The organism is Corynebacterium senegalense (assembly GCF_900411315.1).
GTDB classification, from domain to species: domain Bacteria; phylum Actinomycetota; class Actinomycetes; order Mycobacteriales; family Mycobacteriaceae; genus Corynebacterium; species Corynebacterium senegalense.
In genome coordinates this window covers 1,619,300-1,631,816 of record NZ_LS990887.1, presented here as the reverse complement: position 1 = coordinate 1,631,816, position 12,517 = coordinate 1,619,300, and the positions used below count along the sequence as shown (strand labels likewise).

At 69.8% G+C, this 12,517-nt stretch carries 9 protein-coding genes, 1 pseudogene and 1 riboswitch; of the genes and pseudogenes, 5 read left to right on the top strand and 5 right to left on the bottom strand.

What is annotated here, in order from left to right; all coding sequences use genetic code 11:
* Positions 1-5: 5 nt before the first annotated feature.
* From DYZ02_RS07890 to DYZ02_RS07870, 5 genes are all read right to left on the bottom strand, one after another.
* Complete coding sequence (locus tag DYZ02_RS07890) at positions 6-572, bottom strand: hypothetical protein (protein WP_115685748.1); 567 nt, start codon at positions 570-572, stop codon at positions 6-8.
* Between the two features lie 15 nt (positions 573-587).
* Positions 588-708, bottom strand: a riboswitch (SAM riboswitch).
* Positions 709-752: 44 nt separating this feature from the next.
* Positions 753-2,117, bottom strand: a complete 1,365-nt coding sequence (locus DYZ02_RS07885) for a YjiH family protein (protein WP_245945719.1) — start codon at positions 2,115-2,117, stop codon at positions 753-755.
* Between the two features lie 201 nt (positions 2,118-2,318).
* Positions 2,319-2,822 (bottom strand): DinB family protein, encoded by a 504-nt coding sequence (locus tag DYZ02_RS07880; RefSeq protein WP_115685746.1) that lies wholly within the window; start codon positions 2,820-2,822, stop codon positions 2,319-2,321.
* 9 nt (positions 2,823-2,831) lie between these two features.
* Positions 2,832-4,403 carry a VanW family protein gene (locus tag DYZ02_RS07875; RefSeq protein ID WP_115686429.1) on the bottom strand — a complete coding sequence of 524 codons (1,572 nt, stop codon included), beginning with the start codon at positions 4,401-4,403 and terminating at the stop codon, positions 2,832-2,834.
* A 213-nt stretch (positions 4,404-4,616) separates the two neighbouring features.
* Entirely contained in the window at positions 4,617-5,816 is a 1,200-nt protein-coding gene (locus DYZ02_RS07870) for a glycoside hydrolase family 3 N-terminal domain-containing protein (protein ID WP_115685745.1), read from the bottom strand.
* Between the two features lie 81 nt (positions 5,817-5,897).
* On the opposite strand from DYZ02_RS07870, the gene DYZ02_RS07865 reads away from it, so the two are divergent.
* From DYZ02_RS07865 to DYZ02_RS11580, 5 genes and pseudogenes are all read left to right on the top strand, one after another.
* Positions 5,898-6,095 (top strand): DUF2613 domain-containing protein, encoded by a 198-nt coding sequence (locus tag DYZ02_RS07865; protein ID WP_115685744.1) that lies wholly within the window; start codon positions 5,898-5,900, stop codon positions 6,093-6,095.
* Positions 6,096-6,108: 13 nt separating this feature from the next.
* A complete protein-coding gene (locus tag DYZ02_RS07860; protein WP_115685743.1) occupies positions 6,109-9,009 on the top strand; it encodes an alpha-(1->3)-arabinofuranosyltransferase domain-containing protein in 2,901 nt (966 codons plus the stop codon).
* 251 nt (positions 9,010-9,260) lie between these two features.
* Positions 9,261-11,318 (top strand): glucose PTS transporter subunit IIA, encoded by a 2,058-nt coding sequence (locus DYZ02_RS07855; protein ID WP_115685742.1) that lies wholly within the window; start codon positions 9,261-9,263, stop codon positions 11,316-11,318.
* Between the two features lie 9 nt (positions 11,319-11,327).
* Positions 11,328-12,158 (top strand): annotated as a pseudogene (locus DYZ02_RS07850) (PRD domain-containing protein); the annotation flags it as partial.
* Between the two features lie 81 nt (positions 12,159-12,239).
* A complete protein-coding gene (locus DYZ02_RS11580) occupies positions 12,240-12,506 on the top strand; it encodes an HPr family phosphocarrier protein (RefSeq protein ID WP_245945864.1) in 267 nt (88 codons plus the stop codon).
* The last annotated feature ends 11 nt before the right edge of the window (positions 12,507-12,517 follow it).

Here is a 12,517-nt window from a genome sequence, read left to right as displayed (position 1 = left end):
CCGAGCTAGGAGCGGCAGGCGGAAACGGGAGTGCGGGCGATCCACACCATCCGCTCGGGGTGGCTGGAGGCTTCGCAGCGCACGATCCCCCATCGCGCGTTGTACGCGACTGCCTCGCGCAGCCCGCCCGCGTCGTGGTGATACGCCGAGATCGCCCCGGTGGGAGTCGACAGGATAGCGTGCGTGCCTTCGGCGTATACGCACTCGACCTTCACCCAGTCCTCGGCAGGCGCGGCCAGCGCCTTGAACAGAGGCCCCCAGAACAGGTTGTGCCCCGCAGCCATGAGGATGCACTGTGACGCATCACGGTGCAACGCCACACGCGTGGAGACCGGCAGGAGAAGGACATCCCCCTCACGAGTGCGCACAGCGTTGCGCGCATCCGAATAGTCGAAACCTGGCGCGATGAGGTCGACGAGGTTCATCGCGGCGGCGCGGGTGTCGAACTTCCGCACGTGGCTTTCAGTTTCCACGGTAAAACGGAATAGGCCTGCCTTGACGAAGTCAAAGCGGGCGGGCACCCAGTCGTCTTCAAGATCTTCGGGCAAAAATGCGGACATGTCGCAGGACATGGGCAGCTCCTTGGCTTAGCGCTCTTCCGCGCAGCGGGTCGCGGCGCGGCCGATCTTCTCCCGGGGGCACCGTGCGCGACAAGCGCGGTTGCCAGCCGACGAGCCGGGAGGCTTTGACGCGTCGGGCTTCTGGATCGCGCCATTCAACGTACTAGACAGCTCGGTCTACGTCAAGCGCTCCTAGAACAGCAGATGCGCGATGGGGGTAGCGATGAGGATCGTGAGGGCGACGCGCTCGAACCAAATAAGGACCAGGTGCGAGATTCTCAGCGGGATCTTCGTCGCCATGATGCACGGCACCATCGCGGAGAAGAAGATGATCGCGGAGACCGCAACCACGCCGATAACGAACTTCAGCACCATCGAGCCCGAATCCGCCACAGCGGTCGCGGGCAGGAACATTTCCGCAATACCCATGGCGGCGGCCTTGCTCCCCAGCAGCGGCTCCGGCAGGCGCACCAGCCAGGCGAAGGGGTAGAACAGGTAGCCAATCCACTCGAAGACCGGGGTGAAGCGGGCGAGCAGCAGACCGATCAAGCCAACCGAGAGGATCGACGGGACGATGGCCGCGGCCAGACGCACACCGTCGCGAAGGTTTTCCCAGACGAGCACGCGCAGGGGCGGAACCCGGTCGAGCACGTGCAGCGCCGCCCTCCACGCCTGCTTCAACCGGCTGCCATCAACCGGCTTTTCCGGGTCCGGGGTGGCACCTGGCGCGTAGTCGTCGGGGATCCGGCGCAGGGGCGGCAGGTGGACGGTGATCGCGGTGACAATGAAGGTCACCACCAACGTGACCCAGAAATAGGTGCCCCAGTGCTCCATCAGGTCGAGCTGCTTGGCAACGATGACCATGAAGGCCGCGGAAACCGTCGAAAAGCCGGTTGCGATAATCGACGCCTCGCGCGCGGTGTAGCCTCCTTGCTGGTAGACACGGTCGGTCACCAGAATGCCCAGGGAATACGAGCCGACAAAGGAAGCCACCGCATCAATGGCGGAACGGCCAGGGGTGTGCCACAGCGGACGCATGACCGGTTGCATGAGCACCCCCACGAATTCGAGCAGACCAAAACCGATAAGGAAGGCGAGGAACGCGCCGCCGATCGGCACGATCAATCCGACTGGCACCGCGATCTTGTCCCACAGGAACGGCACGAGGTCCTTCTCCCCGAGGACCCACGGCAACGCATCGAACACGACGAGCGCAGCCACAACGAATCCCACCACGTTCAACACAGCAAACAGCGCCTTCAGCGGGCCCTCCTTCCAAGCCCGGCCCGCCACGCCGCGCCCCGCACCGTAGGCGGCGAGCGCCAGAATGAACCACGGCACCGCGACGGAGAGATGCTCCCGCACAAACGTGACCATGTGGTCGAGCGGGATGGACTGTTTGCCCTTGTACGTCACCGGAAAGAAGAAGACGAACGCGCCGATGGCGCTGTACACGAACATCCGCCATACGCCTTTCGGGCGCGGGCGCGCGCCCGAGTCGGGCGTTTCGGGGTTAGCGTCGTTGTACGAAGCCACAACTGCATCGATGGACGTCACTTCGTCAGCCTCCTTCATTTGGTGCGTCAGCGTCAGTTGAAGGAAACTTATCTCACATATAGCGGGGAGATGTAGGGCAGATCACGCACGTCGTCTCGGATGCGAGACATTCGGCTTCGAGCGAGTGACAGATTTTCGCAGATGCCGAAAACCTGCCTGCGGAAAGTGACAAAAGCAGCCCCGCGCACCGGACTTTTGTCGCTAGCTCAACAGATCAGGCATTCCCGCAACGTAGTGCGCCTGCGCGAGGTGCTCGAGGGCGTCGAGAAGCAGGGAGGTTACCCGCACCTGGCGGGTGACGGGCTCGCCCTCGTAGGTGTCCACCACCTCGTCCCAGTCATCCACACCGGACGCGTAGGAGGAGACCGCGTCGAGCACCGCCGCGACGTAGCCGGTCAACAGGGCAAAGTCCTCCACCCGCACCGCGCGGGCCTGTTCGGGGGTGTGCCCGTAGCCGATGGTGTCGCCGACCTCGCCGAGGTCGAAGCGCTCCCGGAAGCCGCCGGCCGTCCACACCTCTGAAGAGCTGGACAGGGCGGCGAGCTGGGCGTCAAGCTCGCGGCCGGTGTGCCACAACAGCCACGCGGCCGAGTTGGGGTGGCCGCCCGGGTGGGCGACGAGCGCCTCCGGGCTCAAAGAGGGCAACCCCCGAAGGGAGAACCGAACGCGCTCTACGAGGTCCTGGACAGTGTCCCGAGTGTTCATGCCACCAGGCTAGCCGCAGCGGATGATGGGCTGCGGGTCGTAGACCGTGGTCTGGGTTTCGCGGGAGACCACGTTGCCGGAAAGGTCGGTGACGATGCGGGTGTCGGACGTCGTGAAGCCGGGCGCCCCGCCCGACGGCGAGCAGTTGGAGCCGGAGACCGACTGCGGGCGCGGCTGCGTCTCCGCCCAGCGGCCGCCGTTGACCGACTCCACGTTGTAGGTCTTCACGCCCATCAGGTTCACCGTGATGTCGCCGGCGCCGGCGCTGGTGGTGATCTTCACCGGGTAGGGCGAGTCGTTGCGGAACTGCAGGTCGATCGCACCCTCGTAGACGGTCGCCTCGCGGCCGGCCGGGTAGCGGGAGATGTAGTACGAGTGCGGCGTGTGCGCCACGTCCGTCATGCCCGCGAAGTAGGCGGCGTTGTAGAGCGTCGTGGCGAACTGCGAGATGCCGCCGCCCACGGCCTTGTCGGCGTGCCCGTCGAGGATGATGCCGGACTCGACGTAGCCCTGCGCGGTGCCGCGCGGGCCGGTGTAGCCGTTGAGGGAGAAGGTCTCTCCCGGGTTCACGATCGCCCCGTTGACCGTGTTGGCCACCAGGCGGATGTTGGTGCCGGAGGCGGAGCTGAACCCGCCGGTGGTGAAGGTACCCACCACGTCGTTGAACGTGGCGTTCTGCGCCTGCTCGGTGGTGAACTTCGCCGGCACGGGCTTGTAGGCGGCGTCCCACGTCCGCTCGCCGTCGCCGAGGAGGCGCCCGTCGAAGCCGTCAAGGGTGACGTCCCAGTCCACCTCGGTGCCGTCGACGCTGGGCTCGACGCCCCCGCCGGAGAGCACGCGGGCGTTCTTCATCTCCGTGACGGTGGGGGCGAGCTGCTCGCCGAAGATCTCACCCACGCGCTCGCGGTTGACCTCGGGCTGGATGCGCCCCTCGACGTTGCGGAACTGGACCACCTCGCCGATCTGAGCCTTCTGGATCACCCCGTCCACGCCGTCTCGCCCGTGCAGGGTGAGCGGGCCGGAGAGCGCGGCCTTGACGGGGCCGTCCATCGCCGCCTTGATGACGTCGGAGTTGATCGCCGGCTGCACCTCCTTCGGCTCGACCGTCACGCCGTCGGGGTTGAGCCAGCCGGTGGTGAGCCGCTCCTTGAGCTCCGCGCGCTCCACGTCCTGGCCCAGCACGGGGTCGGTGACCTTGGCCTTGTCCCCCTCGACGGCGATGGAGCCGTCGACCGGGTCGGCGTGCAGCTCGCCGCGCAGGCGGTCGAGCTCGGGGCTCAGGGTGGCGTCGTTGACGGTGGGCACCACGTCGACCTCGTGGGTGCGGAACAGGTTGCCCAGGCGGGTCAGCGGGTTGGTGGACTCAATACCCGCGGCCTCGACGGTCGCGCGCCAGTCGATGCCCAGGCCCGCCAGCGAGGGCACGAGCTGGGCGGTCTTGTCGGCGGCGCGCACGGTGACGGGCTTCTCGGCGGTGGAGCCGAGCTCACCCTCGAGCTTGTCCACGGCCTCGTCCTGGGTCAGCCCGCCGATCCTCACTCCGCCGACGGTGGTGCCGCGGGGGATGGCCCCCCGGTTCATTGCCAGGTCGGCGAGGTAGATCGCCAGGAGCACCGCGAAAATGCCCACGACGACACCGAGGGCGATCCTGCCGGCGCGGCCGCCGCCCTTCCTGCCGCGCGAGGTTGCCTTTACCGTAGTCACCCGTAACAGCGTAATGGAGCGCACCGGCCCCACCTACCGGATGGCCCAGTTGATACCCAGCCGTGACCTTCGCGGGGCTTGACGACGCCCCTACAACCCCACATCCAGAAGCTGCTGCTGCGTCCGCACCGCGGCGTCGTCGATCCGATCGAGCGGTATCTCCCCGCTCGCCGCAGCCGCCGTGACCGCGTCGATGATCCCCGCCACGTCCGTCCCGGAGGACCACAGAGCCTGGTCGGCCCCCGCCGCGATCGCCCTCTTCACCGCCTCCGGGGTGGGCGCGTAGTCGAGGATGCCGCGCATTCCGGAGAGGTCGTCGGTGACGATGACACCCTCGTAGGGCGCCCCGCCGGGGTAGTCCCCGGCGCGCAGCACCCGGTAGGCCTCGGCGTTGAGGGAGCTGGGCACCCCGTCGGGCCCGAGGCCGGGGACGATCATGTGGCCCATCATCACGCTCGCCCGGGGAAACGCGCCCAGCACGGGCCCGTAGGGCAGCATGTCCAGGCGCCTCAGTTCCTCCAGCGGCGGGGTGACGGCGAGGGCGACGTGGGTGTCTCCCGAGGCGCGGCCGTGGCCGGGGAAGTGCTTGAAGGTGGGCGTGACCCCGGCGTCGTAAAGCCCCTGCGAGAAGAGCGTGGCCGCCCGCTCGACCTCGAGCGGGTCCGCGCCGAACGCGCGGTCGCCGACGATAGGCAGGCCGCCCACGTCGAGGTCGAGCACGGGGGCGTAATCGACGTTCACGCCGTGAGCGCGCAGCGAGCGCCCGATGTCGTAGCCGGTGCCGCGGGTCACCTCCGGCGGCTGGTGGGCGAGGTCGCCCGGGGGCATCCACGCGCCGAAGACCCCCGTGTGGCGCTGGACCCGGCCGCCCTCGAAGTCGACGGCGACGGAGAAGGGGCGCCGGTACTCGGCGCGCAAAGCGTTGATGTTGCGCCCCTCCTCGGTGAGCAGCTTCGGGTCGGCCCAGCTCGGGATGACCAGCCCGCCCGCGCCCTGGTCCAGCGCGGCGCGCGCCTGGTCGTAGTTGGACACGCCCACCACCATCAGGGAGGCGACCTTCGCGCGCAGGTCGGCGGGCACCCGCTTCTCGGCCTCGCTGGGCTCCGGCGGCGCGGGGGCTTCCTGCGGGCTCGGCGCGGGCTGCTCCAGCCGGGGCTCGGGCTCGGCGGGGCCGGCAGTTTCGGCGGGCTCGGGGGTTTCGGCGGGGTCGGGACCGGCGCAGCCGGAGAGGACAGCGGTGAGGCACAGCGCGAGAGCCGTCGCGGCGGCGAGGCTGGTAGCCCGAAGCATGGCGCTCACCTCCCCCGGCTCGGTCTGTGCGGCGTGGAAACGTGTCCACTGTACCCAGCCGGCACTGCTAAGCTCAGCACCATGTCTGAGGAGAACACGTCCCTGCTTCGCCGCGCCGTCTCGCCGCTGGTGGCCAGCATCGTGGTCGGTGTCGTGCTGGGCGCCGTCGGGGTCATCGGCATCGCCTCCTTCTCTGGCCAGAGCACCGTCCCCTCCGGTAACGCGGTCCCCGCCGACCAGGCCGTCCTCGGCGGCCCGGAGTACGGCTCGCGCCAGTAGGCCCGGGTCAGGGGTGCGCGGGCACGTCCTCGGCTGGGTGGCGCTGACGCTGCTCAGCTTCCTGCAGCCTCCCGGCCGCGTCGCCGCCGACACGAAGTTCGACCTCACCCAGAACCCCCTGGGGTTCCTGCGCCAGGCCACGCACGCCTACACCGAGCAGTTCACGCTCGGCCAGATCCAGAACCAGGCCTACGGCTACCTCTTCCCCCAGGGCCCGTTCTTCCTGCTCCCGCTGCCGGACTGGGTGCTCCAGCGGCTGTGGTGGGCGCTGGTGCTGTGCGTCGCGTACTCGGGCACGCTGCTGCTCGCCCGGCGCGTCGGCATCTCCCCCGGGCTTCCCGCCGTCGCGGCGGCCGCGCTGTACGCGCTCAGCCCGCGCATCCTCACCACGCTCACCGCGATCTCCTCGGAGGCGTGGCCGGTGGCGCTCGTGCCGTGGACGCTGCTTCCGCTGCTGAGCCGCAGGCCCAACGTGGCGGCCGCCGTCGTCCCGATCGCGCTCATGGGCGCGGTCAACGCCACCGCGACCATCCTCGCCTGCGTCCCGGCGTTCGTGCTGCTCGCGTGGCGCCGCGAGTTCGGCGCGCTGGCGCGCTGGTGCGCGGGGACGCTGCTGGTCAGCGTGTGGTGGATCGGCCTGCTGCTCGTCCTGGGCCGCTACTCTCCGCCGTTCACCGAGTTCATCGAGTCCGCCTTCGTGACCACCCACTGGCTCAACCCGGCGGAGATCCTGCGCGGCACGACGAGCTGGGCGCCCTTCGTCGACGCCGAGCGCACCGCGGGGTTCGTGCTGGTCGCCGAGCCGGTGTTCATCCTCGCCACCACAGCGGTCGCCGCCCTCGGGCTCGCGGGCCTGGCGCGGCGCGACATGCCGTGGCGCGGGTTTTTCGTGCTGCTGCTCTCCCTCGGCTTCCTCGTCCTCGGCACGGCCCACTTCCTCACGCCGCTTTACGACGGCCCCCTCGCGCCCTTCCGCAACCTGCACAAACTGGACCCGCTGGTGCGCCTGCCCCTGGTCCTCGGCGTGGGCTGGGCGCTGTCGCGGGCGCGCCCTCCGGCCGTCGTGGCGGCGGGGCTGGCCGCCGCGGTGGCGGTGGCCCCGGCGTGGTCGCTGCGCCTGCTGCCGGAGGGCACGTGGACGTCCGTGTCGCCGGACTGGGTGGCCGCCGGCGAGTGGCTCGACGAGCACGCCGCGGGCACGCGCACCCTGGTGGTTCCGCCGGCGTCGTTCGCCCGCCAGACGTGGGGGTGGACGCGCGACGAGCCGATCCAGGCCGTGACCTCCTCGCCCTTCGCGGTGCGCGACGCCATCCCGCTGGTGGACCCGGAGGCGATCCGGGGCCTCGACGGGCAGGCCGCCGCCCTGGACCCGGAGGCCCTGCGCTCGATCGGCGTCGGGGCCGTGGTGGTGCGCCACGACCTGGAATCCGGACCCGACGCGCCCGACCTCGGCGAGCCCACCGTCAGCTTCGGCGCGGTGGACATCCACATGCTCGAACCCGACCGGGGCGCGATGATCACCTCCGCCGAGCCGGTGCGCGTCGACGGCGGCGGCGAGGTGCTGGCGCTTCTCTACCGCGAGCTGGGTTACTTCCCGGCGCGCCTCGGCGGGGACGACCCGGACATCGTGACGGACACCCCGGCGTTGGCGGCGCGCAACTACGGCACGCTCGACTCCCCGCTCTCCGCCCACCTGCGCGACGAGTCCGAGGGCGCCGACGTGCGCAACCGCCTGAAGGACTACCCCTCGGCGGGCACGCCGGTGGGGGTGGCCCAGGTCGGCGACGCCCGCGCGTCCAGCTCGGCCGCCGACGCCACCTCCTTCGGCGGGGCCGACCCCTCCGCCTCGCTCACCGCAGCCTTCGACGGGCTGCCGGACACGGCGTGGTGGCCCGCCCCCGGCGACGACACCGGCTGGATCGAATCCAGCGTCGCGGACGGCCGCGTGCGCATCACCGCCACCCGCGACACCACGGTGCGCGTCGCCTCGGGCGGCACCGAGCGCGAGGTGTCGCTGGTCGCCGGGCAGCCGCGCACCGTGTCCGCGCCCGGCGACCGGGTCCGCGTCACCCTCACCGAGCGCGCGGGCATCGCCGCCCTCGACGTCGGCACCACCCGCATCGTCGAGGTGCCGGGCACCGCGGACACCTACTTCTTCCAGCGCCTCTTCCCCTCCACCGACGTCCTGCAGCGCCGCTTCACCACCGCCGCGCCCGGCGAGTGGACGCTCAGCGCGCCGGCCACCATCGACGGCACCGCCGCCGAGGGCAGCGTCCACCTCGAGGCGGGCACCCACGAGGTCGTCACCGACGCGGAGACGCTCCTGCTCACCCGCGCAGCACCGCCGACCGGGGGCTGGGTGCCCTTCGGAGGGGAGGTGGGGGCGTCGACAGGCGAGCAGCGCATCCTCACCACCCTCGCCTTCAACGAGGGGCTGCGCGCGAGCGTCGACGGGGTCGAGCTCGAGCCAGAGCTTCTCGACGCCGGCGCCCAGGCCTTCCGCGTCCCACCCGGTGTGAGCGGCACGTTCACCCTCACCTTCGCCGGCGAGCGCCCCTACCGGCTCAGCCTGCTGCTCGGCGGCGCCGTCTCCCTCGCCGCGCTGGTCGGCTGCGCGCTGCTCGCGCGGCGACGCTCCGAGCCCTTCGCCCCCGGGCCGTCCGCCACCGTGTCCCCGCTGGTCGCCGCCGTCGCCGTGGGCCTGGCCCCGGGCGCCGCCGCGGCCGCCGCCGTGTGGGCGATCCGGCGCTACACGCTCCTGCCCTCCTGGGCGCTGGCCAGCGGGTTCACCGGGCTCATGGGCCTGTGGCTCGCCCGCGCGCCCTGGCCGCAGGAGAACTACGCCGGCGGGACCGCACTCGTGCTCGCCGCCGGGTGCGGGGCGGTCGCGGCGCTGGCGTTCGGGGATGAGTAGCACCCCGGTAGCGCCCCAGTAGCACCCCGTGGAAGACCTCGGCGCGAAATGGGGCGTCGACAAGCGCGCAAAATGCGCTGAGGTCTTCGCACAGACCCCTTGCCGGGTGGCGCGGCGGCGGACTAGGATCTGTAAGTACAGACTTCAACCCAGGGTTGTTACTCACATGAGGCAAGACCTGAGGCCGCCGCTTCGCGGTGCCTCGGGTCTTTTTGCGTTAATGGCCCTGGCCTAACCGAAAGAAGGTCACGATGGGATCCACCAAAGATTCCAGTGCGCGGGCGATCGTCGCCAACCTCGGCGGGCCGGAGAACATCTCCAGCCTGACGCACTGCGCGACGCGCCTGCGCCTGGAACTCAACGACATCTCCAAGATCAACGAGGAGGAGATCGAGAAGGTGCCGGGCGTGCTCGGCGCAATCCACCAGGGCGACAACCGCTACCAGGTCATCTGCGGCGGCGGCGTCGAGTCGATGTACACCGCGATCAAGCACCTGCCCGAGATGAAGGGCGCGGGCGCGGCGGCGAAGTCCGACGAGGACGTCAAGGCGGAGGCCCGCTCCAAGGCGCGCGGCAGGTACGCCTGGCTGGACAACTTCTTCGAGTACCTCTCCGATTCATTCCGTCCGATCCTGGGCGTGCTGCTCGGCGCGTCGCTCATCATCGCGATCGCGGCGGTGCTCGACGCGCTCGGTGTGGTCGCCTTCCGCGATGACAACAAGTCCGCCACCTGGGTCTTCTTCGACGCCATGTGGAAGAGCGTGTTCTACTTCCTGCCGGTCATGGTGGCCTACAACGCGGCGAAGAAGCTGCGCGTCGACCCCTGGCTGGGCGCGGCGATCATGGCCGCGCTCATGACGCCCGAGTTCATGAGTCTGTCGGACCCGGAGCGCTTCTCCGAAACCGTCGCCACCACCAACGAGGCCCTGGGCAAGGACCTGTTCAGCACCACGGTCTTCGGGCTGCCGATGCAGCTCAACGACTACGGCGGGCAGGTGTTCGTGCCGCTGATCATGGTGGCCATCCTCGCGGTTGTCTACCACGGCCTGAAGAAGATCTTCCCGGAGAACGTGCAGATGGTGTTCGTGCCGTTCATCTCCATGCTCATCATGATCCCGCTGACGGCCTTCCTCATCGGCCCGCTGGGCATCTGGCTGGGCAACGGCATCGGCGCGGGCCTGGCCTGGATGAACTCGAACGCCCCCTTCGTCTTCGCGATCATGATCCCGCTGCTCTACCCCTTCCTCGTTCCGCTGGGCCTGCACTGGCCGCTCAACGCCCTCATGCTGGTGAACATCCAGACGCTGGGCTACGACTTCATCCAGGGCCCGATGGGCGTGTGGAACTTCGCCTGCTTCGGCGCCACCGCTGGCGTGCTGGCGCTGTCGCTGCGCGACCACGACACGCAGATGCGCCAGACCGCCACCGGCGCGCTCGCCGCGGGCCTCTTCGGCGGCATCTCCGAGCCCTCCCTCTACGGCATCCACCTGCGCTTCAAGAGGATCTACCCGCGCATGCTGCTCGGCTGCCTGGCCGGCGGCATCACCATCGCGATCCTGTCCGCGCCCTTCGAGGGTGTGAAGACGCAGGCGTTCGTCTTCACCTCCCTGCTGACCACGGTGGTGTTCAGCCCGATGTGGGTCTACGTCATCTCCATCGCGGTGGCCTTCTTCGTCGCGATGTTCGCGATCATCCTCACCGACTACCGCACGCCCGAGCAGAAGGCCGAGGCCAGGGCAGCGCTTGACGACGCCACCCCCGCCGCCCCGGTCGAGCCCGTCGCCGAACCCGCCCCGGCCGAGCCTTCCCCGGCTGAGCCCGCCGCAGGCGGCGTCGCCACCGCGGTGGCGACCAGGCTCGTCGAGGTGCGGGCCCCGATTGCGGGCGAGGTCGTCGGCCTGGCCGACGCCGGCGACAAGGTCTTCGCCTCCGGCGCCCTCGGCGACGGCGTGGGCATCGTGCCGAGCGAGTCGACCGTGGTCGCCCCGGTCTCCGGCACGCTCATGACGGTGGCGAAGACCGGCCACGCCTTCGGCATCAAGACCGACGACGGCGTCGAGGTCCTCGTCCACGTGGGCATCGACACGGTGAAGATGGACGGCCGCGGCTTCGACGTCCGGGTGGAGAAGAAGCAGCACGTCGAGGCGGGCGACACCCTCGCCCAGGTCGATTTCGACGCCGTCGCCGCCGCGGGCTTTTCCACCACCACGCTCATGACGGTGACCAACACCAAGAAGATGGAGCGCGTCGAGGCTGTCGCGGTGGGCAGCGTGCGCGCCGGCGACACGGTCATCGAAGTTCAGCCATAATCGCTCGTGATGGCGACCAGCGCAATGGAAATCCTGAGAGTATTCAACAACAACGTGGTCCTGGCCAAGGACCCGGCCGGTGAGAAGATCGTCACCGGCCGGGGCATCGGGTTCCAGGCGCGCCCGGGCCAGGCCATCGACGCCTCCCGGATCACCCGCGTCTTCGTCCCGGCCGACGGCCGCGACCCGGACTACGTTGCCTCCCTGCTCACCGAGATTCCCCTCGCGCACGTCAACCTGGTCACCGACGCCGTCGCCGCCGCCGGGCTGCCCGATTCCACGGCGCAGAACGCGTCTCTGCTCATCGCGCTGGCCGACCACATCGGCTTCGCCCTGTCGCGCGCCGCGAGCGGGCAGCACGCCACCTACCCGCTGCTCGCCGAGGTCAGCCAGCTCTACGGCGAGGAGTACCGCCAGGCGCAGCGGATTCTGTCCCACATCAACGACGCCCTCGCGCAGCGGGGCATCGAGCAGCTCCCCCACTCCGAGGCGGTCGCCCTGACGCTGCACCTGGTCAACGCGGGGTTCTCCACCGGCGACCTGAGCTTCACCTACACCATGACCGGCGTGCTCCAGCAGCTGGTCAGCATCATCGAGAGCGACTTCTCGCTCACCCTCGACCCCGACAGCGTCAGCGTCGGGCGCTTCATCACCCACCTGCGCTACCTCTTCGTGCGCATCGCCAACCACGAGCAGCTCGACGAGCACCACTCCGCGATCGGCCAGGCCATCCGCGACTCCTCCCCCGAGGCCTACCAGTGCGCCCAGCGCATCGCCTCGGTCATCGAGCTGCGCCTGGGGGCCGAGCTGACCGAGGACGAGGTCTCCTACCTCACACTGCACATCGCCCGCATCGTGCACACCACGGGGGCGCAGCGGTATACAGGCACTAGAACCGAAAACATTCGAAAGGACCCCACTATGATCACCCGCACCGCCACCATCGGCTCCTCCGTCGGGCTGCACGCCCGACCCGCCTCGCTGTTCACCCAGGCGGCCGGCGAGTACGACTACGACATCACCATCTCCTTCGACGGCGAGGAGGCGGACGCCGCCTCCATCCTCGAGGTCATGACGCTGGGCGCCAAGCACGGCGACGTGGTTACGCTGACCTGCGAGGACGACGAGGCCGCCGGCGCGCTCGACGAGCTCGCCGCCATGCTCGAGCGCGACCTCGACGCGGAGTAGGGCCCCGGGTA